Origin of the sequence: Paenibacillus mellifer (assembly GCF_023195895.1) — a bacterium.
Lineage (GTDB): Bacteria > Bacillota > Bacilli > Paenibacillales > Paenibacillaceae > Fontibacillus > Fontibacillus mellifer.
Map to the genome: position 1 here is coordinate 218,675 of NZ_JALPRK010000006.1, position 24,091 is coordinate 242,765.

At 54.3% G+C, this 24,091-nt stretch carries 25 protein-coding genes and 1 riboswitch; of the genes, 14 read left to right on the top strand and 11 right to left on the bottom strand.

Going from position 1 to position 24,091, the window contains the following annotated elements; genetic code table 11:
* A complete protein-coding gene (gene copZ, locus M0651_RS09340; RefSeq protein WP_248551576.1) occupies positions 1-201 on the top strand; it encodes a copper chaperone CopZ in 201 nt (66 codons plus the stop codon).
* A gap of 152 nt (positions 202-353) precedes the next feature.
* Positions 354-2,588, top strand: a complete 2,235-nt coding sequence (locus tag M0651_RS09345; protein ID WP_248551577.1) for a heavy metal translocating P-type ATPase — start codon at positions 354-356, stop codon at positions 2,586-2,588.
* 69 nt (positions 2,589-2,657) lie between these two features.
* Here M0651_RS09345 and M0651_RS09350 read toward each other — a convergent pair whose 3' ends face one another.
* The 5 genes from M0651_RS09350 to M0651_RS09370 form a co-directional block, all read right to left on the bottom strand.
* Positions 2,658-3,275 (bottom strand): hypothetical protein, encoded by a 618-nt coding sequence (locus M0651_RS09350; RefSeq protein ID WP_248551578.1) that lies wholly within the window; start codon positions 3,273-3,275, stop codon positions 2,658-2,660.
* On the bottom strand, positions 3,250-3,456 hold the full coding sequence (locus M0651_RS09355) for a type II toxin-antitoxin system antitoxin (RefSeq protein ID WP_248551579.1): 207 nt from the start codon (positions 3,454-3,456) through the stop codon (positions 3,250-3,252). The genes M0651_RS09350 and M0651_RS09355 overlap by 26 nt, the downstream gene beginning before the upstream one ends.
* Positions 3,457-3,475: 19 nt before the next feature.
* Positions 3,476-4,327, bottom strand: coding sequence for an SPFH domain-containing protein (locus M0651_RS09360; RefSeq protein ID WP_248551605.1), 852 nt, complete (start codon positions 4,325-4,327; stop codon positions 3,476-3,478).
* A 517-nt stretch (positions 4,328-4,844) separates the two neighbouring features.
* Entirely contained in the window at positions 4,845-5,513 is a 669-nt protein-coding gene (locus tag M0651_RS09365; protein ID WP_248551580.1) for a hypothetical protein, read from the bottom strand.
* A gap of 60 nt (positions 5,514-5,573) precedes the next feature.
* The gene (locus tag M0651_RS09370) at positions 5,574-7,022 is read right to left on the bottom strand and encodes an aminotransferase-like domain-containing protein (RefSeq protein WP_248551581.1); all 1,449 of its coding nucleotides are present in this window, start codon (positions 7,020-7,022) and stop codon (positions 5,574-5,576) included.
* A gap of 163 nt (positions 7,023-7,185) precedes the next feature.
* Between M0651_RS09370 and M0651_RS09375 the strand changes: the two genes are divergently transcribed.
* Together M0651_RS09375 and nfsA are read left to right on the top strand one after the other, a co-directional pair.
* The gene (locus M0651_RS09375; RefSeq protein WP_248551582.1) at positions 7,186-7,806 is read left to right on the top strand and encodes a LysE/ArgO family amino acid transporter; all 621 of its coding nucleotides are present in this window, start codon (positions 7,186-7,188) and stop codon (positions 7,804-7,806) included.
* Between the two features lie 124 nt (positions 7,807-7,930).
* Entirely contained in the window at positions 7,931-8,674 is a 744-nt protein-coding gene (gene nfsA, locus M0651_RS09380) for an oxygen-insensitive NADPH nitroreductase (protein ID WP_248551583.1), read from the top strand.
* Between the two features lie 70 nt (positions 8,675-8,744).
* On the opposite strand, the gene M0651_RS09385 is transcribed toward nfsA, so the two are convergent.
* A complete protein-coding gene (locus tag M0651_RS09385) occupies positions 8,745-9,569 on the bottom strand; it encodes a TatD family hydrolase (RefSeq protein WP_248551584.1) in 825 nt (274 codons plus the stop codon).
* Positions 9,570-9,781: 212 nt separating this feature from the next.
* On the opposite strand from M0651_RS09385, the gene M0651_RS09390 reads away from it, so the two are divergent.
* From M0651_RS09390 to M0651_RS09400, 3 genes are all read left to right on the top strand, one after another.
* Entirely contained in the window at positions 9,782-10,747 is a 966-nt protein-coding gene (locus M0651_RS09390) for a tyrosine-type recombinase/integrase (protein WP_248551585.1), read from the top strand.
* Positions 10,748-11,069: 322 nt separating this feature from the next.
* A complete protein-coding gene (locus tag M0651_RS09395) occupies positions 11,070-11,690 on the top strand; it encodes an HD-GYP domain-containing protein (RefSeq protein ID WP_248551586.1) in 621 nt (206 codons plus the stop codon).
* Positions 11,691-11,714: 24 nt separating this feature from the next.
* A complete protein-coding gene (locus tag M0651_RS09400) occupies positions 11,715-12,050 on the top strand; it encodes a hypothetical protein (RefSeq protein ID WP_248551587.1) in 336 nt (111 codons plus the stop codon).
* Positions 12,051-12,070: 20 nt separating this feature from the next.
* Here M0651_RS09400 and M0651_RS09405 read toward each other — a convergent pair whose 3' ends face one another.
* Genes M0651_RS09405 through M0651_RS09420 form a run of 4 tightly spaced genes read right to left on the bottom strand, consistent with a single transcriptional unit; the run spans position 12,071 to position 15,092 of the window.
* Positions 12,071-12,886 (bottom strand): ABC transporter ATP-binding protein, encoded by an 816-nt coding sequence (locus tag M0651_RS09405; RefSeq protein WP_248551588.1) that lies wholly within the window; start codon positions 12,884-12,886, stop codon positions 12,071-12,073.
* A gap of 27 nt (positions 12,887-12,913) precedes the next feature.
* Positions 12,914-13,684 (bottom strand): ABC transporter permease, encoded by a 771-nt coding sequence (locus tag M0651_RS09410; protein ID WP_248551589.1) that lies wholly within the window; start codon positions 13,682-13,684, stop codon positions 12,914-12,916.
* Positions 13,681-13,974 carry an MTH1187 family thiamine-binding protein gene (locus tag M0651_RS09415; protein ID WP_248551590.1) on the bottom strand — a complete coding sequence of 98 codons (294 nt, stop codon included), beginning with the start codon at positions 13,972-13,974 and terminating at the stop codon, positions 13,681-13,683. The genes M0651_RS09410 and M0651_RS09415 overlap by 4 nt, the downstream gene beginning before the upstream one ends.
* 50 nt (positions 13,975-14,024) lie before the next feature.
* The gene (locus tag M0651_RS09420) at positions 14,025-15,092 is read right to left on the bottom strand and encodes an ABC transporter substrate-binding protein (protein ID WP_372490919.1); all 1,068 of its coding nucleotides are present in this window, start codon (positions 15,090-15,092) and stop codon (positions 14,025-14,027) included.
* Positions 15,093-15,243: 151 nt separating this feature from the next.
* A riboswitch (TPP riboswitch) is annotated at positions 15,244-15,356 on the bottom strand.
* 309 nt (positions 15,357-15,665) lie between these two features.
* On the opposite strand from M0651_RS09420, the gene M0651_RS09425 reads away from it, so the two are divergent.
* The 3 genes from M0651_RS09425 (at position 15,666) to M0651_RS09435 (ending at position 17,895) form a co-directional block, all read left to right on the top strand.
* Positions 15,666-15,866 carry a cold-shock protein gene (locus M0651_RS09425; protein ID WP_009223993.1) on the top strand — a complete coding sequence of 67 codons (201 nt, stop codon included), beginning with the start codon at positions 15,666-15,668 and terminating at the stop codon, positions 15,864-15,866.
* Between the two features lie 169 nt (positions 15,867-16,035).
* Complete coding sequence (locus M0651_RS09430; RefSeq protein WP_193416699.1) at positions 16,036-16,257, top strand: cold-shock protein; 222 nt, start codon at positions 16,036-16,038, stop codon at positions 16,255-16,257.
* A 204-nt stretch (positions 16,258-16,461) separates the two neighbouring features.
* Complete coding sequence (locus M0651_RS09435) at positions 16,462-17,895, top strand: sensor domain-containing diguanylate cyclase (RefSeq protein WP_248551591.1); 1,434 nt, start codon at positions 16,462-16,464, stop codon at positions 17,893-17,895.
* Positions 17,896-17,927: 32 nt separating this feature from the next.
* Here M0651_RS09435 and M0651_RS09440 read toward each other — a convergent pair whose 3' ends face one another.
* Entirely contained in the window at positions 17,928-18,419 is a 492-nt protein-coding gene (locus tag M0651_RS09440; RefSeq protein WP_248551592.1) for a CcdC family protein, read from the bottom strand.
* A 135-nt stretch (positions 18,420-18,554) separates the two neighbouring features.
* Between M0651_RS09440 and M0651_RS09445 the strand changes: the two genes are divergently transcribed.
* The 4 genes from M0651_RS09445 (at position 18,555) to cysW (ending at position 23,441) form a co-directional block, all read left to right on the top strand.
* Positions 18,555-20,078, top strand: coding sequence for a beta-propeller fold lactonase family protein (locus tag M0651_RS09445; RefSeq protein ID WP_248551593.1), 1,524 nt, complete (start codon positions 18,555-18,557; stop codon positions 20,076-20,078).
* Between the two features lie 530 nt (positions 20,079-20,608).
* Positions 20,609-21,685 (top strand): sulfate ABC transporter substrate-binding protein, encoded by a 1,077-nt coding sequence (locus M0651_RS09450; protein WP_248551594.1) that lies wholly within the window; start codon positions 20,609-20,611, stop codon positions 21,683-21,685.
* Between the two features lie 36 nt (positions 21,686-21,721).
* Positions 21,722-22,552, top strand: a complete 831-nt coding sequence (gene cysT / locus M0651_RS09455; RefSeq protein WP_155607423.1) for a sulfate ABC transporter permease subunit CysT — start codon at positions 21,722-21,724, stop codon at positions 22,550-22,552.
* Positions 22,553-22,580: 28 nt separating this feature from the next.
* Positions 22,581-23,441 (top strand): sulfate ABC transporter permease subunit CysW, encoded by an 861-nt coding sequence (gene cysW / locus M0651_RS09460; RefSeq protein ID WP_248551595.1) that lies wholly within the window; start codon positions 22,581-22,583, stop codon positions 23,439-23,441.
* The last annotated feature ends 650 nt before the right edge of the window (positions 23,442-24,091 follow it).

Sequence of the window (24,091 nt, forward strand, 5' to 3'; positions counted from 1 at the left end):
ATGCAAAATATTACGTTAAACGTGGAAGGCATGTCCTGCAATCATTGTGTGAAGTCGGTAGAAGGAGCGGTATCCGGACTTGGCGCTACAGGGAAAGTCGACTTGGCCTCTAAGAAAGTAGATGTGACTTTTGATGAAACGAAAGTGACAGTAGAGCAAATTAAAGAAGCGATTGAAGATCAAGGATACGACGTCGTTTAATCCGGTGCGGCGGTTCGTGGGACTGGGGTGCGGCCTTCGCCTTGCGTCTCAGTCCAGGAATGCTGCAATCCCGGAGGGTGAACATTTCGTTCGCGCCCCATATACCCCCTAGGGGTACTTAATTTATTGGTTTTTGATATGGAGGAATCGTCATGGAGAATGCATTGCCAATTGGCAGCGGGGATCAGGATCAAACGACGCTGCAAATTACCGGGATGACCTGCGCCGCTTGCGCCGCCCGGATCGAGAAAGGACTTAATCGGTTGCCCGGGGTCGAGCAGGCAAACGTTAATCTGGCTCTCGAAACCGCACAGGTGCGTTTCGAGTCAACTCAAGTCTCGCTGGATCAAATCATCGAGAAAGTGAGCCAGTTAGGTTACGGCGCGGTGTTGAAACCATCCGAGCAGGAGTCCGAGGATATCCGTACGCGGGAAGTCCGCAAGCAGCGAAATAAGCTGATTGTTTCGGCGGTGCTGGCATTCCCGCTGCTGTGGGCGATGGCCGGGCATTTTTCCTTCACCTCGTGGATCTGGACGCCGGAATTGTTCATGAACCCGTGGTTCCAGCTCGTGTTGGCGACGCCGGTGCAGTTCATCATCGGACGCGGGTTTTACGTCGGAGCTTACAAGGCGTTGCGCAACCGAAGTGCAAACATGGACGTTCTGGTGGCATTGGGGACGTCGGCTGCGTATTTTTACAGTTTGTATTTGAGCCTGGATTCTTTATCGATGCCTCACGGGCATACCCCCCAGCTGTATTATGAAACGAGCTCGATCCTAATTACGTTGATTTTGCTCGGCAAATGGTTCGAAGCGTTAGCTAAAGGTCGTTCTTCTCAGGCGATCAAAACGCTGATGGGGCTGCAGGCCAAAACGGCGCTCGTCCTTAAAGACGGTGTTGAGACCGAGGTGCTAATCGAAGCGGTTGTCCCGGGCGACGTGCTGATCGTGAAGCCGGGCGAGAAGATCCCGGTCGACGGTTTGGTGGTCGGCGGCGCTTCGTCGGTGGATGAATCGATGTTGACCGGGGAGAGCATTCCGGTAGAGAAGAAGGAGGGCGACGCGGTAATCGGCGCGACCGTCAACAAACACGGCGTGCTGCGTGTTCAGGCGGCCAAGGTTGGCAGCGAAACCGCACTGGCACAAATCATTCGCGTCGTCGAAGAGGCGCAAGGCTCGAAAGCGCCGATTCAGCGGGTGGCGGATGTGATCTCCGGGATTTTTGTCCCGATCGTGGTCGGGATTGCCGTGGTCACGTTTTTGGTGTGGTTTTTCTTCGTGGCGCCAGGAAGCTTCGCCGAAGCGCTGGAAAAGGCGATCGCCGTACTGGTCATCGCGTGCCCTTGCGCGCTGGGGCTGGCGACGCCTACGTCGATTATGGCCGGGTCCGGACGGGCCGCGGAGTACGGCATCTTGTTTAAGGGCGGCGAGCATCTCGAGGCCGCCCAAGGGCTGCAAGCGATCGTGCTGGATAAGACCGGCACGATCACGCGGGGGCAGCCGGAGCTGCGGGAAGTCGTCCCGGCCGAGGGCTGGGACGACGCGGCATTGCTCCGGCTCGTCGGCGCCGCCGAGCGCGGCTCCGAGCATCCGCTGGCGGATGCTCTGGTGGCCGGGGCGCGGGCGCGCGCCCTGGAGCTGCCCGAGGCAACCGCTTTTGAAGCGGTTCCCGGGCACGGGATTGCGGCGGTCGTGGAGGACCGCCGGGTGCTCGCCGGCACGCGCCGCCTGATGGCGCGTGAAGGCGTCGACGTCGCCGCCGCGGAGACCGGCATGGCCGCGCTGGAAGCGGCCGGCCAAACCGTGCTGCTCGTGGCGGTGGACGGCGTTTACGCCGGCATGGTCGCCGTGAGCGACACTGTGAAGGAGACGTCCAAAGCCGCGGTGGCGCGGCTGAAGGAGATGGGCCTTCACTTGGTCATGATCACCGGCGACAACGTACGCACGGCCAAGGCGATCGCCGCCGAAGTCGGGATCGACGAGGTGCTGGCCGAGGTGCTGCCGGAAGGTAAAGCCGACGAAGTGAAAAAGCTGCAGGCCCGCGGCCTGAAGACAGCGATGGTTGGCGACGGCATCAATGATGCCCCGGCGCTGGCCGTAGCCGACGTGGGGATCGCCATCGGCACGGGCACCGACGTGGCCATGGAGGCCGCCGACGTGACGTTGATGCGCGGCGACCTGGAAGGCGTGCCGGACGCGATCGCCATGAGCAAGCGCACGATGGGCAACATCAAGCAGAACCTGTTCTGGGCGCTCGCCTACAACACGATTGGTATCCCGGTAGCGGCCGCAGGGTTCTTGGCTCCATGGCTGGCCGGCGCGGCGATGGCGCTGAGTTCGGTTTCGGTGGTGCTGAATGCGCTCCGCTTGCAACGGGTGAAGCTCTAAAATAACAAGCCTTCAGGAGCAAGGTTCCGGGTTGATCCGGGCTTGCACCGTGAAGGCTTGTTTTTTGTGCTATTTGTGCGAGTGGGGTTGTGAATCCCCAATGATCCCTTGTTCCTCCAAGGCGAAGATCATTTTCTTCAACAGCTCGACGGAAGCCGCGATGGCAGGCACGTCGGGCTTTTTGAACTTTTCCGTACAGGTTAATGTGGCGCGTCCGTTCTTGATCCGTAATCGAACATGCACTTTGGGATGAAGGTCCAGCAGCTCCTCAAGACCTTCGTGCTTCAGCACCGACCGCAGCAGACTGGGATGGGAAGCCTTGGCCTGAAACCGCTTGTTCATGGCGGAGTTCGGGAGTGGCGTCTCCCGGAGCCCGCCGGTTAACCAGGCTAAGAGATGACGTTTGGCTGAAAATAAAATGAACTCCAGCTTGCGGCGCGGCCGGTAACTGTATTTCACGGAGATAACGTACTCATTACCGGATGAGTCGTTACTCGGGTCGGTGATCGCCACCTCGCAGTTGCCGAAGCTGTGGGGGAGCGGCATGCGCACATGCTGCCCCTTGTACTTCCAGCTGTTGAAATTCCCGGCGACATAGGCTGCTCCGGAGGTTCTGGCATACTCCTTCAGCAGGGCTGTCGACTTGGATTCCCACCATGGCTTACGAATTTCTTTCGTCTGAGTCATGCTTCTCCTCCTCCTTGCCCGGCGCCCGGGTGGAAGGCAGTCTTCCCTCACGGCGCAAAGCTTCTCGCAGCAGGTATTCGATATGACCATTCACGCTTCGGAATTCGTCCGCTGCCCAGCGTTCCAAAGCCTGATAGAGAGTCGGGTCAAGGCGAAGTGGGAAGCTCTTCTTGCTGGCCATCGTGAATGGATGCCCCTAATCAGTACAACGTGCTGGCGTTGATGACCGGCTGGGCGGAACGGTCGGATACGACGGCGACGAGCAGGTTGTTGATCATCGCGGCTTTGCGTTCGTCGTCCAGCTCGACAACCTGGCCGGCTTGCAGCCGTTCGATGGCCATTTGCACCATGGTGACGGCGCCGTCGACGATTTTCTCGCGGGCTGCGATGATGGCTTCGGCTTGCTGACGCTGCAGCATTGCGCTGGCGATCTCGGTCGAATAGGCCAGGTGCGTCAGACGCGACTCGATGATTTTAACCCCGGCGATGGCCAGACGGTTTTGCAATTCGCCGGTCAGCTCCAGTGCAATCTCTTCCGTATTGGCACGGAGGGAGAATCCGACGTCATCCAACTGGTCGTACGGATATTTGCTGGCAACATGTCGCAGCGCGGCTTCACTTTGGATTTCGACGAAGGTTTCGTATTCGTCCACTTCAAACAGCGCTTTGGCGGAGTCGACGACCGAGAACACCACGACCGTAGCGATTTCAATCGGGTTCCCGTTGACATCGTTGACTTTCAGCTTGGCGCTGTTGAAGTTCCGAACGCGCAGCGACACTTTCTTGCGAGTCGAGAACGGAATCGCCAGATAGAAACCGTTCTTCCGGATGACGCCAAGATAACGGCCGAAGAAGGTGACCACTGCCGATTGATTTGGCTGCACGGTCGTCAGACCGGTCAAAAGCACGAGAGCGATAACGCAGGAGAGCACTCCGCCCGCAATCGGCACGGCCTCGTTTAGCGTAATAAGGTAAACCCCCAACGCGGCAAATCCCAAAATAAACAGCAGGGCGACAAAACCGTTCAGGTACGAAATCTCTTTTTCTTTCATCATGAATGACACTCCTTCAACTGCATATTGAATTGATACTGTTATGATATCACTTTTTCAATATATTGTAAATAGGCAACAAGAGAGGCGAAACAGAAGAAGTTAAGGGTTGGAGAGATAGAGTGGACGGAGGAGATTTGTTGGGTAGTTGGAGGAGGTTTGTAGAGTGCTTGGAGGGGATGGAGGATAGGGGGAGCGTATTTAGGACTAATTGAGGTTTTGGTGGGAGAGGCGAATGGAGCGTTACCCGGCTGATTGTTAGTGATGGGGCGAGTGGCGAGTAACTCGAGTTATTTTGAGCTAAAATGTTGCATTTTTTTCAACATTTCGCTCGGGTTTTGGGGAGATAATCCGAGAATGTTGCAGTTTCTGCAGCATTTTTTCCGTTATGGCACGGATTCGGCCGAAAATGTTGCAGGTTTTACAACATTTCGGCCCGGGGTGGACGCAACACAAAAAAATGTTGCATCTTATGCAACATTTTAAAAAGCCTATCTAGGGGCAGACGACTTCATCTTCAACTGATCCAGGTCATCTCGGAGTCAGACAGCTTCCAGGCGCCTTTCTGAAGCTTCAAGGTGATTTTGACGCCGATGGCGCCGGTGCCGGAACGGTATTTGGAGCCTTCGATCTGAGCGGAGTCCTCGTTAATTTCGACCTTGTCGACGCGCAGCAGCACACCTTTTAAGGAAGGACTGCTCTGATCCGGATTTTCCTCCTCCACCAGCTGATCCAGCGTTCGGTCGCGGATTTCGGCGCCGAAGCCTTGCAAATACTCAATGATATAGGTTTTGTCGTCTTCCGTCAGTTGAGTCATCTCGCTCAGGTCGACAGCGATATAGTTCATTTCATGGTTCAGCGCTTCGTCCATCTTCATCATGTCTTCAAACGTGAGGGCATAGAGCTGCCCGGCCGAACCATTTCTGTTTCCGGCCGGCGTTTCGAGTTCATCGTTCCCATTTGCGGTTTCTTCCTCGGTATTGCCGCTCTCCGTTCCGCTTTCTGTTTCTAGTTCTCCGGTTTCACCGGATGGCGGATCTTGCTCCAAAATGGGCTGTTTGACCGTCGGCGGAGCTGCTGTTGTTGTGTCTCCTTCGCTGCTTGGAGAGCAGGCGACTGCCATGATCAACACGGTCACTGCGGCCAGGCAGAACAAGCAGACTCGCAACCCCTTTCGCAAACGCATGTGGATTCCCCCTTCTTACATCATAAACGCTCCCAAACGGTAAATAGTTTCTTGACTCGTTTAGCCCAAAGAGCGAACGATCTCACTCAAACGGGCAATACCGTCTGTTAACTCATCGGCCGTGGCATAAGCATAGGAAAGGCGCAAGCGTCCTTCCGCTTCGCGGTCATACAAGTGTCCTGGGTTGATGAGCAGGTCTGCCTTCAGCGCGGCATCAAACACTTTGCGCGGGGACGGTGAGCCGTGAAGGTTCAGCCAGATGTAAAAACCTCCCCGCGGTGCTTCCCAGTCAGCGATATCGCGGAAATGCCGCGCTAAAGCGTCCAGCGCAGCCTTACGCCGCAGGCGGAGCGCTGCCCGCAGCCGCTCGAGATGGCGGTCGTATAGACCGCTCTCCAGCCATTCCGCCGCGACCTGCTGCGAAAGAGCGCTGGAGCCATAATCGCTTTGCATCTTAATATCGGCGAGCCGCTCGATCACGGGCTGAGGGCCGGCGATCCAGCCGATGCGCAGCCCGGGGCTAAGCGACTTAGACAAGCTGCCAAGATACAGCACGCTGCCGCTGGCGTCCTTCGCTTTCAACGGAAGCGGCGGCGGTTCGTCCAGCCATAACTCGCGATAGACATCGTCCTCGACGATAGGCAGGCGGGTTGCCTCGCAGACCTCCAGCAATTGATGTCGCCGGGCCTCGCTCATGACCGTTCCGCTTGGGTTATGGAAGGTCGGAATGGTATATAACATAGCGCCTGAATATTGCTTGGCGTACACGGAAACCAGGTCGGCGCGTAGTCCTTGTTCATCCATCGGCACGCCGCGCAGCTTCATCCCGGCGCTCTGAAATACAGGAACCGAATACAAATAAGACGGCTTTTCGGTCAACACGACTTGGCCCCGATGGAGCAAACCGACGGCAATGAGCTGAAGGGCCTGCAGAGCCCCGGAGACGATCAGCAGTGACGCCGGTGATGCGGCAATGCCCAAACGGTTTAACCGAGAGGCAATCGCTTCCCGCAACCGCAGATCCCCGTTCGGTTCGCCATAACCGAGATTCGGGGGACTTACGGCCATCCGCCCAAGTAACTCGGCCATCTCGGTTTGTGGCAGCAGATCTGGCCCCATCTCGCCGGTGCCGAGTCGCAGGATGCCAGGCCGGAACTCGGCCTGGTTAATCTCCTGCACCGCCGGCAGATTGGGGTGCTGCACGCCGGCACGAACGTACTCGTTCCAGTCCGGCGGCGGGGAGGCGGTCAACACGCCCCAGGTCCGATTGACGACGCGGGTACCGCCGCCGCGATCGCCCTGAAGCAAACCGGCGGCGATCAACTCATCCAGCGCAGCGACCACCGTGCTACGGTTGACGCCATACCGCGCGGCAAGCTCCCGCTGGGACGGGATACGCGTCCCAACTGGCCATTCGCCGCCGGCGATCAGGTCGCGAAGATGCTCTATAATTTGACGATGGAGCGGAATAGGCGAACTTCGGCTGGGACGCCAAGTCGAAGCGGTCATGTTGGATACCTCCTTATTGCAGATTGCTGCTTTACGCGCGAACGACGTTATTTTCCCCATTATATCGTTTGGTTGGTTTGGAATCCATCCAAATGGATGGAGCCAAAAGGGGCACGGCCGGGTACAATAAGGTTCGGAAAGAGATCGAAGGGGGAGAGAGAGCATGTTGGGTGCCGCGATCCACGGGTTGCTACTGGCGTTTGGTCTTATATTGCCGTTAGGCGTTCAGAACGTGTTCGTGTTTAATCAAGGGGCCGCCGGACGTAAGCTGCGCCGGGCCTTGCCGGCCATTTTGACTGCCGCTGTGGGTGATACGATATTGATCCTACTGGCGGTACTGGGAGTATCGGTGCTGGTCTTATCCTGGTCCTGGCTAAAAATCGTGTTGTTTGCGGCGGGGGCCGTCTTTATGGTATACATCGGCTGGACGATCTGGCGGGACGCCTCCGCGCCGGCTTCCGCCGGGCCATCCGGGTTGCCTGCCAAGAAGCAGATGGTGTTCGCTTTATCGGTGACGTTTTTGAATCCGCATGCGATTCTGGATACGATCGGCGTGATCGGGACAAGCTCGCTGGGATATACGGGCGGCGCGAAATGGGCGTTTACGTTAGCCACGATCCTGGTGTCGTGGATGTGGTTCTTTGGCTTGGCGCTGGCGGGGAAAACCATTGGAAGCCTGGATCGAGGGGGTGTGCTGCTGCGGGGGATCAATCGGGCGTCTGCGCTGATCGTGTGGGGGATGGCGATTTATATGCTGTACACGGGGGTTGCCGCTGTAAATTAGGGGTGAAGCGGTGGGAGAAGTGATAAAGGATCGTCGCGATAGTGATCAAGTCGCCCGCCTTGCTTCCGGTGGAGGGAAGTTCCATAATGGGACTTACATCATGCAGGGAACAGGAGTGTGGAAGATGAACGAGACGATATCGAGAATGATGGAGCATCGTTCGATTCGCAAATACAGCGATCGGCCGGTGACCCGAGAGTTGGTAGAGCAAATCGTGTCCGCGGGGCAAATGGCCTCCAGCTCGAGTAATGTGCAGGCCTATAGCGTGATCGCGGTGACGGATGCGGACCGTAGAGCCAAGCTGGCCGAGCTTTGCGGGCACCAGGCATATGTGGCGGAATGTCCCGTGTTCCTGGTCTGGTGCGCGGATCTGTCCAGGTTAAAAGGGGCGGCGGAACGACATGTTCCATCGCAAAAGACTTACGAGGGCACGACGGAGAACTTCATCGTCGCTACGGTCGATGCGGCGCTGGCGGCGCAAAATGCGGCGGTGGCCGCAGAATTGCTGGGGCTTGGCATCGTGTACATCGGCGGCATCCGCAACCGAAGCGAAGAAGTAGCCGAGCTCCTAGGCATTCCGCATTTGGCCTATCCCGTATTCGGGATGTGCCTGGGTTATCCGGATCAGGAGCCAGGTTTACGGCCGCGGCTTCCCTTACCGGCTGTGCTGCACTGGAACGGCTATGATGCCACCGGTCAAGATGAACAAGTGGCTGCTTACGATGAAGTGATGTCGAAGTATTTGCGCGAACGAACCGGCGGGGCGAAGGATACCGCTTGGTCCGAATTGATGGCCGAGAAGCTGGCTCAACCAGCGCGCCTTCATATGCGCGATTTTTTGGCCAAACGCGGTTTTGAGTTGAAATAACAGCGAAGAAGCTGTCCGTCCGGGTCGTGATGACCTGGGGGACAGCTTTTATTTATTGACGACGGTCACGTCATAGTCCGTAAAAACGCCGTGTATTCAGGTACAATGTCGCTGCAGCCTCTTCCGGGGGGACGCCCTGGAGATTCGCCCAAGCCATGGCGACATGACTGGTCATACGCGGGTGGGTGAGCTGGCCGGCAAACGGTCCTTCAAACGGCCAAGGTCCGTCGGTTTCAGCCATTACCTGCTCAGGCGGGTAGAGACGGGCTAACTCCTGAATCTCAGATTCGTACACGATATCCGGCGTAAACGAGATCATATAACCCCGTTCAGCCATACGGCGGACGGTAGATTCCGCGCCTTTGAACCAATGGAAGTGAGCCTTGGTGATGCCATGGCGATCGAGCAGGTCACAGACAAGGTCGGCATCCTCGTAGACCGCATGCAACACAACCGGTTTACCGGTCTCCTTGGCCAGAATCAGAAATTTCTCCAATACCTCCACGTAGGGCTCTAGCTCAAACGGGTTTCCTTGCTCCAGCGCCTCTTGCCTAGCATAATAAGGGAGCCCGACTTCGCCTACCGCAATCATCTTCCCGGCATGCAGCTTGATCCAATCCAGCAGTAGATCGATTTCCTGATCCGCAGGAATCGGCTGTTCGGGGTGATATCCAAACGCCGGGCGCACCAGGTTCAGATGACGTTCCGCCAAAGCGTAGTTCAGCTTGCAGGAGGCCAGATGCATCGAAACGGAAATCACGGATTCAACCCCGCATCCCGGTAACTCTTGCAGCAGGCGTTCCCGGGTGACCTCGTCGTAAAGGTCCAAATGAATATGGGCGTCGATCAACGGAATTTGAATTTCAAACGGTAAACCATGAAGAACGCAGGACATTTCACCAGACCCTTTCCAGAAACAGGTTACCAGCATGTCTTTATTATACCTGTTTTTTGAGTATGCAGTTCCGCGATTTCCGTGGTTTTATTCACTTTTTTGCAAAGAAAAGCAATTCTCCGCAAATGGCTTTTTATTACAGCCAAACAGACATGTCGTACAATAACAATTATGCGACAAAAATTACGTCAACAGGAGGTCCACTACAAAATATGGCAATTAACTATTTGTCGGCTGTAGCCCAACAATACCCCTTTCATTTACCGTCCGCACAGGAATATCAGGACGAGCAAATCATTCAGATGTTTCTGACCGCGTGCGCCAAAGCGCCCAATACCCGTAGGAACTACTACCGGGCGCTGGAGCAGTTTAGGCAGTTCCTTTCAGGGGTTTCGTTTCGAGAGGTGTCCTGGAGAGAAATCGAAGCCTATAAAATCTATTTGACGAAGGGATTCTACCGCGATGCTCAAAAGCCGCTTGCTCCAGCCAGCGTAGCTGCGTTTATCGCACCGCTGAAGTCGTTTTACAAATGGGGAAGCGACCGCGGTATCGGCCTTTTCGATCATAACCCGGCGCAAAATATACGCATCCCGGCAATTGCTGTTACGAGCCGCAGGCATTATCTCACTCGCAACGAAGTCGGCAAGCTGCTGGAAACGCTGCGGCGCCAAAGCCTCCGTAATTATCTGATCGGTCTATCGCTGGTGCTGTTAGGACTTCGCGTTTCCGAGCTGTGCGGGATCAAATGGAAGGATTTTAACGCCGATTTACTAGAGACATCCGTATGGTTAACGGTCGCGCACGCGAAACGCGGGAAAACGCGCGAGGTGAAGATACCGCGTGAGCTTTGGAACATGTACCAGGAGCATGCGCGAAGACTGGCGGGTTCCCCTGAACCGGATCCGGAGCTAGTCTTGTTCGCGATAACACCGCGGCAAATCGAAAGAATTATCAAGCAAGCAGGGACCGCCAGCGGGATCCAAAAGCAGCCAACCCCTCACTGGTTAAGACATACGAACGCGACGCTGGCTTTGCTTCAGGGCGCCTCGCTGCAGCAGGTTCAGGAGACCTTAGGACACTCTCATATCAACACGACCCAACGCTATTTACATACTGTCGAGCAAATGAAAAAGGCCGCCCCCGACTTTGTGCAGGACTGCTTGATGGAATTTATGTAGCTCTAGCAAAAATTTTAGTGCTTTTTGTCTACTTTTTTGCTTAAAATAATGCAAAAATCGCCCTTTTGTCCTATAATGTAACAAGAGTTAATTACAAACCTTGCCAATTTTTTACTATTTTCTACCTAGACTTGTCGCATAATTGTTATTGTACGACATGATCTGTTTTTCATCCGTTTTCTCTGATTCATCATCGGGTAAAAAGCATAAAAATTTAACTGGATTTTAGCGAAATGTTCTTTTTTTCTTCGGAGTAAGGAAGGAAGGTCGGATCCAGAACGGGAAAGGCAAATGAAGACACAGGTTTTAGGGGGCAGAACGGTTGACTGTTTTTAATGAGTTCATTGACGAACTGTATATGGACAATAGCCCAGATGCAGTAAAGTGGTTTAACCTGCTCGTGCGCAAACATCCAGAAACCTATCATCATAGTATTCGAGTAGCGATGCTGGCAGAGAAGATCGCCGAACCGCTTGAGATTCGCGGGGCGGAGAAGGACATGCTGGTCCGCGGATGCTTTATGCATGACATCGGCAAAACGATGATTCCTCGTGCGATCATCGAACAGCGGGAGCCGCTTACGGAAGCGCAGTGGAAGATTATTAAGCTGCACCCGATCATCGGGGCGGAACTCGTCGAAGCGGATCCGGCGTTTGGCCCAGGTATCGCGGATATCGTCCGGTGGCATCATGAGCGTTGGGACGGAGCTGGATACCCGGACAGGCTGCAGGGGGAGGATATCCCTTATAACGCAAGAATCTGTGGAGTTGTCGACGCCTTTGATTCCATGACGTCGGATCGGCATTACCGGGAGCGGAAGTTAACGATGGCTGAAGCCAAGCTGGAGCTGCTCCGTCATCGCGCAACCCAGTTCGATCCGGTGATTGTCGATGCGTTGATGCAGCTGTCCGATGAGATGTTGAACATTTATTCGATCATGTAAATATTGCAGTTACAAGGGGGGAGGATGGACATGGATAGAGGGCCCTGGAGCCGTCCCATTTCTCCGGCGGAACTGGAGGAAGTCAAACGGGCAGGGGGGAAATTACTGTCCCTTCGCGTGACCTTATTTCCCGATTGTACGCAGAGGTTGGTGCGATTCCGGTTGATCGATGCGAAACTGAACGCTTATGAACAGGTGCTGGCCCGAATACCGGATCTCACCCATCCGATCGAACCTCAAGAAACGATTGAATCTGTATCCTGGCTGATTGCCTTCACAGGGGAAACCGAGTATCTGCGAAGATGGGTGGAGCTGATGCTGGATGTGGAACAAGTGGATGTCACCGAAATTAATACATAAAAGCAGGGGGAGTCTAGGGTTCAGACTCCTCCTGCTGCCGTTTTGCGCTGTTCTTCCGCCATCATGGATGCGATCTCCCGTTTCAATCGGATGAAATCGGGATCCTCTGTGATTTCGTCGCGTCGCGGACGGGGGAAAGGCACCTGGATAGCGTGCAGAATGCTGGCCGGCCGGTTCGTGAATAAATAAACAGTGTCGGAGAGCATCAGCGCTTCCTCGATGCTGTGTGTAATCATCAATACGGAGCGCTTGTTTTCCTCCCAGATATCCACCAGCCAACGCTGCATTTCGCTGCGAGTCAACGCGTCGAGAGCACTGAACGGCTCGTCGAGGCACATCACTTCCTGAGGCGCGAGCAGCCCCCGGAGGAACGAGGCTCGTTGCTGCATGCCACCGGATAACATATGGGGGTAAGCCCGCTCGAAGCCGCCCAGTCCGGCTTTTTCAAGCCAATGCTGGATTTCCGTGCGTGAGCTTTGGCCACCGGCCCCGGCGATCTCCTGCGCCAGCACGACGTTGTCCTCGATCGTTCGCCAGGGGAACAATGCAGGCTGCTGTGGCACGTAACTGATATGTCCACGTTGTCCGGTGACCGGGCGTCCCTGAAGGAGGACTTCCCCTTGTTCCGGGGAAGTCAAACCGCCGATGATATGGAACAACGTGCTTTTACCGCAGCCGGATGGGCCAATAATTGACACGAATTCGCCGGCAGGTACCCGCAGCGAGATATTGCGCAATACGGGGACTTCCCGTCGTCGGTCGCGGAAGGTTTTATGGATCTGCCGGACCTCCATTGCCGGTACGGTTAATTCCTCTAGCGTTGATTCTTCGCTCATAACCGAGCCCCTTTCTAATGAACTGCGTTAACTCCGGTCGTTGGCCGGTTTATAACGGACGAGCCATTTCTCCAACAGAGCGACGCAAGCGAACATCGCCAGGCTGATAGCTACGATGATCACGATAGCGACGAAAATTTTGTCTGTACGAAACGACGCTTTTTGCAGCATCATGTAGTAGCCAATCCCTTTGTCCGCGCCAATCCATTCGGCGATCACCGCCCCCATGACGCTGTAGGTTGCGGCGATTTTGACCCCGGACATGATGGAGGGGATCGCGTAGGGCACCTCCAGCTTGCGGAAGATATCCGCCTTGGACGCCCCGATCATCCGCATATAATCCAGCATCGCGCGATCCGTCCGGCTCAGTCCGTCCATGGCCGCCACCGCAACGGGGAAGAAGCAGACGAGCGTAATGACGATGATCTTCGGCAGAATCCCGAACCCGAACCAAATCATCAGCAGAGGGGCCAGCGCGATGGTTGGCACGTTTTGGCTCAAGATGATCAACGGATACAGCGACGCCTTAAGAAACGGGACATAATGGAGCATAAACGCCATCAGCAGGCCCACGAGTGTTCCAAAGGCAAAACCAATCAGCATCAGCCGCAGTGTTGCCAGCGTGTGCTCCCCTAAACTGGCCGCACCGGCGGCCGCTTCACGCCCGATATCAACCGGGCTCGGGAGAATCCACTTTTCGATGTGAAACCAGGCGGTGGCGCCTTGCCAGATCAGCAAAAACAGCACGACCGCCACAAGGGGCGGCCAGATGCTGTGCCAAAGGCTGCGGAGATTCATGGCCGATATTTTTCGATCAGCTTATCCATGCTGACGCCTTTGGGATTGTATGAAATTTTGATTTGCGAGATGATGCCTGGGCTGCCAAACTCGATGACGGCTTCGTTCATCTTCTTCACGATGGCCAGCAGCTCGTCGAGTTCCCCCTCCATGGTTGTCTCCAGGGGATTAACTTGATATTTGACACCGGAAGCCTGAATCACTTCAATGGCCCGGTCAACATAGGGAATCACGTCTTCGCCGTTTGGCGTTTTCGGAATGATTTGAATGCTAAGAAGTGCGTTTGGCATCGATGGTTCATCCTTTCGGAAATTGGAATTGGATTTAAATTTATATGGAGTTATTCACTTGGTAAAAACTCATTGGTGAAGGCGGCGTCAACGTCAAGCGGTTTCTCCAGCAGGCCGCGCTCATGCATCCAATCAGAGTAGTTCTGCCATACTTCCCGTTTCTGCTCGCCCCAGCGCGGAGCATCGTCCTTGTATTTCGGGCTCAGCCATGTTTGGCTAGCGACCACCAGGTCCTTGTCGAGATCTGGTACGGCTTTAAGCAGGATTTGCGCCGATTCATCCGGGTGATCCATCGCATAGTTGTAGCCTTTGGACACCGCTCGCATAAATGCCTTGACCAGCTCTGGGTCGTCCATGATTGTCTTCTCGTTGGTGACAAGCACCGGGGTGTAATAGTCAAGCTGTTCGGAGTAATCTTTGACGTAAAGCATATCCAGCGGCTCGCCTCGCAGCTCGGCTTCGATCCCCGTCCAAGCGTAGAAGATCCAAGCGAAGTCGATATCCCGCTTCACCGCCGTAAAATAATCGGCATCCCCGATGTTGAGGAACTTCACCTTGCCGACATCGGCGCCTTGCAGGTCCATGATGGATTTAATAATCGCTTCTTCCACTGGAGAACCCCATCCGCCATAGGCTTTGCCCTCAAAATCCTTAGGCGACTTGATGTTCTTGGTTACAGGGGCTGCAAAACCCGATGTATTATGCTGAATGATTGCGGCGATGGATACGAGCGGTACGCCCTGGAGCCGGCTTTGGGTGACGTTCTCTTGTACGCTGACACCAAACGGCACCTCTCCGGAGGCAATCATCGCCTCAGCGCCGCCAGAGCCGGGCAGGAGAATCTCCACGTTCAGCCCCTCCTCGGCAAAATACCCTTGATCCTTGGCAACGTAAAGCCCGGTGTGATTCGTGTTCGGGCTCCAGTCGAGCACAACCTTAACGTTGCGTTGCTCTTCATCGGACGCAGGGTTAGGCGCAGTGGCTTCGGCTTGTTCACCGCCTGAGTTCCCGCCAGCCGCCTTGCCAGCGTTGTTACCATTTGCTCCACCGCAGGCGGACAGAACCAGCAGCATACAGCCGAGGATGACCGCCAGCGCGGTACGTAGTTGGATTTTCACGACAATTCTCTCCTTCATGAGTTAAATTTCCGCAGTTTGTTCTTGGTATAACCCTGGAAACGCATCCTTAAGCGCAATCCTCATGTTTGGATACAAAAAAACGTCCCGGATCCGGGACGCAATAGGCAATGGAATGAAATCAAAAGCAAGTTCATATCCATGGTATGGCTCCCTACGCTGGCATTATCCAGATCAGGTTAAAGGGTCAGTATCTTTGAGGGATACACTCTCAGCCGGCCAATTCCAGCACCCCTGAACAGTATGACTGCAGATTACATCTGTCATTATAGTTTTCGCCGGATGTTTTTGTCCAGTCTTTCCAGACGGGTTTGCAAAAATAGGGGATTTGCTTTTTATCTGGCAAAAGGCTATAATGAATTCATCTCTTGTGTTTGAAGGAAGTTATTCATTCATGCATTGAAAAGGGTGTCACTTTTATTAAAACTGGAACTTTTTTCAATGTGTGAATTTTTTTTATACAAGTGGTGCATGTTCAAAATAGGTCAGCCTTTTTGAGCGACTTCTGTTAAAAAAATGTAAACATGTTAATCTTAAAACAGGAGGTAATCCTAAATGGAAACCGGAACAGTAAAATGGTTCAACGCTGAGAAAGGTTTTGGCTTCATCGAAGTGGAAGGCGGAAATGACGTATTCGTTCATTTCAGCGCGATCACTGGTGAAGGCTTCAAAACCCTCGACGAAGGCCAACGCGTACAATTCAACGTGGTTCAAGGCAACCGCGGCCCTCAAGCCGAAAACGTTGTAAAACTGTAAGCCAGCCAGAAACTGCTCTTAATGCGTTCTCGCATTGAGGGCAGTTTTTCTACGCAAAGATCATTCATGAGGTTAACTTTCAGAAGCTCGCTTCTGAGGGTACATATAGCACTACGACGAACTACATCTATGCACCCGGTTAGAACGCTCACCTTGAAGGAGGGGAATTATGAACTACCGTAAAAAAACGTTAGAAGAAATTCCTGAGGAAAATACGCCGGTATGGACCTGCACGAGCGACGACTGCAATGGATGGATGCGTGATAATTTCACGTTTGAACATAGTCCGGCTTGTCCGCTTTGCTCGTCTGAGATGGTCATGGGAACGCGCATGCTTCCCCAACTGAGTAATCCGAGCTCCGATCAAAGGTCGTCGGCCAAGAAGGCATAGGCGAAGACACCGCCGGAAATCGTAGGCAGCAACGACAGCCGTATTCGCATCAAGCGAATGCGGCTGTTTTTATTTTTTTCGGAAGTCGGTTTGGGAAATGATGCAAAAGTGAAATATCCATAAAAGGATTGCATCTATATTAAAAATTTAATATGTTTGAGATACTACAATGTTTGACATCCAGAAGGGAGAACCCCCGCATCGATGCACGGTAATTATAAGGTTGCTTCTCAAGTCTTCGATATTCCTTCCAGCAGCAAGCAAAGGAAGCTGGCCATTCTCATCGGCATTCTGATTATCGCCGTGTCGCTCGTGGCTTTGCCATTTGGGATGACAGCGCTTCCCGCCACAGAAACTTTTCTCTCCGCCGCGATCGGCTGGCTGATTTTTGGGGATATGCTAACGGCCTTCATCATCTACAGCCAATATCGGGCCTCCGGTCTTCCGGCGTTGCTCGTGTTGTCATGCACTTATTTATATAGTGGATTGATGACGTTTTTGCATATATTAACTTTTCCCGATCTCTTTGGCGGATTGGGTGAGATGATAGGGGCCGGGGGGCAAACAGCGGGCTGGCTATGGGTGTTTTGGCATAGCGGATTTTCCTTCGGTATCTTGTTATACGCTTGGGTGAATCGAAAGTGGTCCAAGCCATTAAGCTCAAAAGAGAAGATTTTCAATTACGGTACGGCCGGCATCACATTGACGTTGTTGACCGTATTCGGCGTATTTGAGCTCACCGCTTTAGGAGATCGCTGGTTGCCTAACATTATTCACGAACACGATTACCGAAAGTTAAACACCTCAGGGATTGGACCGGTCCTGTGGATTTTGAGCTTCTTTGCCTTGGTAGCGGTATGGAGAAGAATCAAAGGATGGTCGATGCTGCACTTATGGCTGGCGGTGGCGATGCTCGCTTTACTGATGGACGTGACACTCACGTTGTTTGCGGGGATGCGCTTCACTTTGGGGTGGTATGTCGCCAAATTCAACTCTGTTGTCGCTTCAACGGTCGTGATTTGCGCGGTAGTTAATGAAGTGAATCGATTATTTATTCGGTTATCGGAGCAACACCGGCAACTGATGGAATCCGGCTTGCAGCTCGAACATGCGAACGAACAGCTGATTCGCTTGACCAATCTGGATGGGTTAACGGAAATCCCCAATCGCCGACGGTTCGATGAGATTTTGGACTGGGAAATGGTCTCCCCGGAGGAACGGGGGACGGCGTTGTCTCTGCTCATCATAGATATCGATTGTTTTAAAGCCTATAATGACTATTATGGACATCAAGGCGGGGATCACGTCCTGAAAGAGATTGCATGGACGATATATGCTGAGGCGAAGCAGGAGCAGGGTTTTGCCGCCAGATACGGCGGAGAGGAATTTGTGGTCGTCTTGTCTGGACTTGAGACACAGGAAACCCAGGAAGCTGCTGAGCGACTGCGTCAAGCGGTCGCCAGCTTGGGCATCGAGCATAAACGCTCCAAAGCGGAGCCATACGTGACGATTAGCGTCGGCGGATACCGCCTCGCTCCGTTCGATCCGATGGATGCGGAAGAGTTCATCCGCCGTGCGGACCGTTGCCTTTACCGGGCCAAGGAAGAGGGGCGAAACCGCTCTGTTGTGGAAGGGTGAGATTTTGGCCTCCTGCGCCTAGTATCGACGGTTTAGGACGTCGCGGTATCCTCAGTCATCGCCCGGTATTGCTTGAACATAAACAGGCGCCAGCGAATAATCATGCCGTAAGCGAGCAGGAAGAATAACGCTCCCGTTTGCATCACGGAGACATACTGCTCCACGACTTCATGCAGCAGGAGACGGATGACAAGCAACCCGATAAGGATCAGGATAAAGCTGCGCGACCGCTCCGCGTAGATCTCACTGTTGATTTGCTCAAACTTGGTAGTCCGAATCAGCGGGTAGGAGAACAGGAGCCAGCCTAACGCGAAAGCGATCACGCCCCACAGGATGGGAATATGTGTCTCTGGGACGACGAACATGATGAGTCCGGTTGTCATCCCGAGCGGCGGAATGACGATCTTCTTCACGGAGACGGGTCGCCGACTCGCTTTCAGACGGATAAACAGAACTGCGACAGCCATAGCCATCGCACCAAAAGTGAACACAAGTTGCATATAAGAGGGATTCATCAGCTTCATAGAGGTTCCCTTTCTGTAGGTAATGATGTGCAGTAACTCAAGCAATAATGGCTACTAGGTAATAGCGATTCGCGAGAACATTATATCATACTCGCCTGTACTTGTTTCAAATCGGGAAGGGAAAGGGGAAGGAAGATGAACAGCGAATTGACGGTTGCCGTCCATTGCTTGTTGTTTTTGGATTCCAGGGAGGAGCGTATGGCCAACAGCGAACAAATCGCCTGCAGCGTCGCGACACATCCGGCGCGCGTGCGCAAGGTGCTTAGTCTGCTTCGCCGCCATGAACTCGTGACTACAAAAGAGGGAGCTCATGGCGGGTACTTGCTGAAGGCCGAACTTTCCCAGGTGTCCCTTGGCGATTTGTACCGCATCTTTGCCCAAGGTTCGCTGCGTCCAAGCTGGTGTTCTGGCAGCGAGCGTTCCTCCTGTGCGATTTCCTCGAACATCCCTGCCGTTATGAACCAGATTTATGGCGGGGCTGAGCAGCAGGTGGAGCTGTATTTTGACCGGCTGCCTTTGTCTGAAGTGAAACGGCTGCTGGATGAATCCGAACAAGGGAAGGAAGAGGATTCGATGAGGGAAGAGATTCAAGACGTTTGGCTGTTTTACACGGGTTCGTATGCCGGACACGATGAAACGGGAATTTCTCTCTGCGAGCTGCAGCGAGGCACTGGAGAAATGCGAATTCTTCACAGCAGTTCAGGACTTGTGAATCCGTCCTTCTTGGCGCTTGATGCCAAGGAGTTACGGTTGTATGCGGTAAGTGAACAAACGGAAGGACGGGTCGCCGGTTTCGAGGTAGATCCACAGGACGGGAAGCTGTTGAAGCTGAAGGACGATAAGGCCACGCTGGGGGCGGACCCTTGTCACCTGGCTTTGCAGCCTGGGCCAGACCGGCATTTGCTGGTCGCGAATTATTCCAGCGGCCATGTCAATGCGTTTGCCTTCGAACCGGACGGTGCGCCGGGCGACATGACTTCCCTTGTTCGCCACGAAGGAAGCAGCGTGAACCAACAACGCCAGGAATCGGCTCATGCGCATAGCGCCGTGCCCAGTCTGGACGGACGGTTCGTGTTCGTCTCCGATTTGGGAACCGACCAAATCGTGATTTATCGACTGGAGTGCGGGCAACTCGTGAAGCACGGAGTGACTGAGCTGCCACCGGGGGCGGGGCCACGGCATTTCGTGATTCATCCGTCGGAGCGGTTCGCATACGGTATGAACGAGTTGAACAATACGATGACGGCTTACGCCTTCGATCCGGTGGAAGGGCGGCTTGAGGCCATTCAGCACGCCAGTTCGCTTCCGGCCGAGTACCATGGGGAGAACTATCCGGCCGATATTCACTTCTCGCCGGACGGTCGATATGTATATGGCTCCAACCGCGGGCATGACAGCATTGTCCGCTTCCGTATAGATCCAAAGTCCGGACGTCTGGATGACCCGGCATGGACGAGTGTGGAGGGGAGTTGGCCGCGTAATTTCGCCGTCTTGGATGACTATGTCTTGGTGGCGAATCAGAACAGCGGCAATATCGCCGCTTTACGCCGCGATCCCAAGAGCGGCCATCTTACGCCGACCGGGCAAAGCTTGAAGATCGACAAGCCGTCCTGCATCGAGCCGCTTCCGGCCAACCTTGCGGCGGGGATATTGAATTAAATCCGGACGATTTTCGAAGAGTCAAGGAACCTGGCAGCCTGAAATGGCATATCTCTATTAGTAGGGAAAACGCCCAAAGGCCGGCAGGTACCCACGTGAGGCAGAAGCTTCAAATTTGAAATGGAAAGACGAAGGTTCCGACCCCAACACCCGAAGGCCCGCATTCGCCGGCTTTCGGTTTTTTTCTATGGACGGAAGGGGGCATATAACGCTCCAAGCCAGGGCCTGTCCCGATTATAAGGGGAGCTTATAAATAATTTGATTTTTTTGCATAAAAAGGTTTGACATTTTTAGGCTGCCACATATAAAATAACACCATAGCATACTAAACAGGTAGGAATAATTAAAAATGTTCTCACCGTACGGACGGAGGAACGCTCTACTTGCCTTGGCAGACACGGGTAGTGGCTCGGTTTGACCGTAGGGGGAGGGGCGTTTCTCCGTTTTCCTTTTTCGGATGAAATCTGATGCGGTAGATGCCTGCTCTGCCCTAGTAAAGCGAGAAGAATGTGAGTATGGGGAGTGATACGATGAACAGGAAGTTGAAGCAAGGGGTTCTGATGAGTTTGGCGTTAATATTGGTTGGGGTCCTGGCGGCTTGCTCGGCGAACAAGAGCGGGGGCAACGAGGCAGCCAGCGCGGCAGCCGGCAATTCTGGCAGCGGGCAGAAGCCCAAAGCGGTGGAACTGCTAAACGTATCCTACGACCCGACCCGGGAATTATACGAGAATTATAACGAAGCCTTCGCGGCCTATTGGGAGAAAGAGAAAGGACAGAAGGTCACGATCAAACAATCGCACGGCGGATCGGGGAAACAAAGCCGAGCGGTCATCGACGGCTTGAAAGCCGATGTGGTCACTTTGGCCCTCGGATACGATATTGACGCCATTTCGCAAAGCGGTCTGATCGGTGAAGGCTGGCAGGAAAAATACGAGCACAACAGCTCGCCCTACACCTCGACCATCGTATTTCTAGTTCACAAAGGCAATCCCAAAGAGATCAAGGATTGGGACGATTTGATCAAAGAGGGTGTCGAGGTCATTACGCCGAATCCGCAAACCTCTGGCGGAGCACGGTGGAATTACCTGGCGGCATGGGGATACGCTCTGCATCATAACAATAACGATGAAACGAAAGCACGGGAGTTCGTGCAGGAGCTGTTCAAGCATGTCCCGGTTCTCGACAGCGGGGCACGCGGCGCAACCACGACATTCGTAGAACGCGGGTTGGGTGACGTTCTGCTGGCTTGGGAGAATGAGGCCTGGTTGTCTGTGCAGGAGCTGGGTCCGGACAAATTCGATATCGTCTATCCGTCGGAGAGCATCTTGGCCGAACCGCCGGTCGCGGTGATAGACAAGAACGTGGATGCTAATGGCACCCGTGAAGTAGCTGAAGCTTATTTGAAATACCTGTATTCGGAAGAAGGCCAAAGAATTGCCGCGGAGAATTACTACCGCCCGACGCTGGACAGCGTGAAGACGCAATATGCCGACAAATTCCCGGAAATCAAGCTGTTTACGATTGAGGAATTCGGCGGCTGGGCCGAAGCGCAAGCGAAGCATTTCAATGACGGCGGCATCTTCAGTCAGATCTACGTACCGCAATAATCTAAACCGACCGTAACGAATCGGAGGCGAAAAAATATGCACAGTGGCACTACAAAGCGCGGCGTTTTGCCCGGCTTCGGGCTGACGATGGGATTCAGTGTGTTGTACCTCAGTTTGATCGTGCTGATCCCGCTTTCCGCCTTGCTGCTGAATTCTACAGGACTAACCTGGGAGAAATTTTGGGATGTCGCGACCGACCCGCGCGTGCTGGCTTCCTACAAGGTAAGCTTTGTGACCGCGGCGGTGGCTGGACTGATTGATGCCGTATTGGGGCTGCTGTTAGCCTGGGTGCTGGTCCGGTACGATTTTCCCGGCAAAAACGTGTTTGATGCCATGATCGACCTTCCCTTTGCCCTGCCTACGGCGGTGGCCGGGGTTTCCCTTACCGCGATCTATTCGGCCAACGGCTGGATCGGTTCTCTGTTCGAACCGCTGGGGATCCGCATCGCGTTTACACCGGCAGGCATCACGCTTGCGCTGATGTTTATCGGCATCCCGTTTGTCGTGCGCACCGTACAGCCGGTGCTGCAGGATCTGGACGCCGAGGTGGAGGAGGCGGCGGCAACGCTCGGCGCAAGCCGCTTCCGCACCTTCCGCCAAGTGGTGTTGCCGGAGCTGCTGCCGCCGCTCTTAACGGGGTTTGCGCTCGCGTTTGCCCGCGGCATCGGCGAATACGGTTCCGTCGTCTTCATCTCCGGCAACATGCCGATGAAGACGGAGATCGCCCCGCTCCTTATTATGTCGAAGCTGGAACAGTTCGACTATGCCGGAGCGACCGCGGTAGCGTTGATGCTGCTGATGATCTCGTTCGTGTTGCTGCTGCTCATCAACACGCTGCAGCGACGGATCCGCAAGACCGCGCGGTAAGATACGAATTCGATAGGGAGGGAAGAGTATGGCCGGTTCTGTGCCATTAGCTGCAAGCAAGCCGACGGCCCCCCGTAGACAGTTGGGGAAGAGAGGCGGCGCCATGAAGTGGGTGTTGATCACAGCCGCTGCGTTGGTGCTGCTCTGGCTGATCGTCTTGCCGCTTGCCGTCGTGCTGACGGAGGCGCTCAAGAAAGGCTGGGACGTGTACGTTGCGGCGATCCGCGATCCGGACGCATTGTCCGCGTTGCGGCTGACGCTGCTCGTCGCCTTGATTACCGTACCGCTGAATACAATCTTTGGGGTGGCCGCCGCATGGGCCGTCACCAAATTCAAGTTTCGCGGCAAACAGGTGCTGGTCACGTTGATCGACCTGCCCTTTGCTGTATCTCCGGTCATCGGCGGGCTGATTTACGTGCTCGTATACGGCTCGCACGGCTGGTTTGGACCGTGGCTGGACGAACATCATATTTCGATTATTTTTGCACTGCCAGGCATTATTCTGGCGACGTTGTTCGTGACATTCCCGTTCGTTGCCCGTGAGCTCATTCCGTTGATGGAGGATCAGGGGCAGCAGGAGGAAGAGGCCGCGGTCACGTTGGGAGCCCGGGGCTTCCGGATTTTCTGGAAGGTGACGCTCCCGAATATCAAATGGGGTCTATTGTACGGAATTGTGCTTTGTAACGCGCGAGCGATGGGGGAATTCGGTGCTGTCTCCGTCGTCTCAGGCCATATCCGGGGAGAAACAAACACATTGCCGCTGCATGTGGAAATTTTGTATAACGAATACCAATTTGCCGCGTCGTTTGCGGTCGCTTCCCTCTTGCTGCTGCTGGCGCTCGTGACGCTGCTGCTCAAAGGCTGGTTCACGCGCCAAAGCCGCCATTAGGGGAAACACTAGCACCGCTGCCAATTTGCTTAATGGGGTTAAGTAGCTTGGCAGTTGGGGGATGCCTAGTAGAAGTAGATGGATTTCGGCTAGGGCCGCGGGCCCGGTTAACTTCTAATGGAACGTAGAGCCGTTATTTGCTCATTTCCCGGCGATTTCCCGCTGTAACGGAACTCAGAGGCCTTATTTGGCTCCTATCGCGGAGATTAGGGTGCATTTGTCCGAAATAAGGTCTCCTGGTTCCGTTAGAAACTAGATCATTCGCAAAACGGACAAATAGCGGCTCATGGTTCCGTTAGAAGGCGAAAGTTAGTGTGGCGTGGTGGGGTGAGTTCAGTTTGGGCGTTGGAATGAGAAATGTTGGAGCGCGAGAAGGGAGTTGGCCAGGTGGGCTGGCTCTGCGGGCCCGGTTGTTAACTTCTAACGGAACGTAGCGCCGCTATTTGCTCATTTCCCGGCGATTTCCCGCTGTAACGGAACTCAGAGGCCTTATTTGGCTCCTATCACGGAGATTAGGGTGCATTTGTCCGAAATAAGGTCTCCTGGTTCCGTTAGAAACTAGATCATTCGCAAAACGGACAAATAGCGGCTCATGGTTCCGTTAGAAGGCGAAAGTTAGTCGCGGAGTAAGCGGTACTAGTGCGTTGCGT

Coding starts and splice junctions, on each gene's coding strand:
- copZ (WP_248551576.1), top strand. CDS start 1: ATGCAAAATATTACGTTAAACGTGGAAGGCATGTCCTGCAATCATTGT.
- M0651_RS09345 (WP_248551577.1), top strand. CDS start 354: ATGGAGAATGCATTGCCAATTGGCAGCGGGGATCAGGATCAAACGACG.
- M0651_RS09350 (WP_248551578.1), bottom strand. CDS start 3,275: ATGACTCAGACGAAAGAAATTCGTAAGCCATGGTGGGAATCCAAGTCG.
- M0651_RS09355 (WP_248551579.1), bottom strand. CDS start 3,456: ATGGCCAGCAAGAAGAGCTTCCCACTTCGCCTTGACCCGACTCTCTAT.
- M0651_RS09360 (WP_248551605.1), bottom strand. CDS start 4,327: ATGAAAGAAAAAGAGATTTCGTACCTGAACGGTTTTGTCGCCCTGCTG.
- M0651_RS09365 (WP_248551580.1), bottom strand. CDS start 5,513: ATGCGTTTGCGAAAGGGGTTGCGAGTCTGCTTGTTCTGCCTGGCCGCA.
- M0651_RS09370 (WP_248551581.1), bottom strand. CDS start 7,022: ATGACCGCTTCGACTTGGCGTCCCAGCCGAAGTTCGCCTATTCCGCTC.
- M0651_RS09375 (WP_248551582.1), top strand. CDS start 7,186: ATGTTGGGTGCCGCGATCCACGGGTTGCTACTGGCGTTTGGTCTTATA.
- nfsA (WP_248551583.1), top strand. CDS start 7,931: ATGAACGAGACGATATCGAGAATGATGGAGCATCGTTCGATTCGCAAA.
- M0651_RS09385 (WP_248551584.1), bottom strand. CDS start 9,569: ATGTCCTGCGTTCTTCATGGTTTACCGTTTGAAATTCAAATTCCGTTG.
- M0651_RS09390 (WP_248551585.1), top strand. CDS start 9,782: ATGGCAATTAACTATTTGTCGGCTGTAGCCCAACAATACCCCTTTCAT.
- M0651_RS09400 (WP_248551587.1), top strand. CDS start 11,715: ATGGACATGGATAGAGGGCCCTGGAGCCGTCCCATTTCTCCGGCGGAA.
- M0651_RS09405 (WP_248551588.1), bottom strand. CDS start 12,886: ATGAGCGAAGAATCAACGCTAGAGGAATTAACCGTACCGGCAATGGAG.
- M0651_RS09410 (WP_248551589.1), bottom strand. CDS start 13,684: ATGAATCTCCGCAGCCTTTGGCACAGCATCTGGCCGCCCCTTGTGGCG.
- M0651_RS09415 (WP_248551590.1), bottom strand. CDS start 13,974: ATGCCAAACGCACTTCTTAGCATTCAAATCATTCCGAAAACGCCAAAC.
- M0651_RS09425 (WP_009223993.1), top strand. CDS start 15,666: ATGGAAACCGGAACAGTAAAATGGTTCAACGCTGAGAAAGGTTTTGGC.
- M0651_RS09430 (WP_193416699.1), top strand. CDS start 16,036: ATGAACTACCGTAAAAAAACGTTAGAAGAAATTCCTGAGGAAAATACG.
- M0651_RS09435 (WP_248551591.1), top strand. CDS start 16,462: ATGCACGGTAATTATAAGGTTGCTTCTCAAGTCTTCGATATTCCTTCC.
- M0651_RS09440 (WP_248551592.1), bottom strand. CDS start 18,419: ATGAAGCTGATGAATCCCTCTTATATGCAACTTGTGTTCACTTTTGGT.
- M0651_RS09445 (WP_248551593.1), top strand. CDS start 18,555: ATGAACAGCGAATTGACGGTTGCCGTCCATTGCTTGTTGTTTTTGGAT.
- M0651_RS09450 (WP_248551594.1), top strand. CDS start 20,609: ATGAACAGGAAGTTGAAGCAAGGGGTTCTGATGAGTTTGGCGTTAATA.
- cysT (WP_155607423.1), top strand. CDS start 21,722: ATGCACAGTGGCACTACAAAGCGCGGCGTTTTGCCCGGCTTCGGGCTG.
- cysW (WP_248551595.1), top strand. CDS start 22,581: ATGGCCGGTTCTGTGCCATTAGCTGCAAGCAAGCCGACGGCCCCCCGT.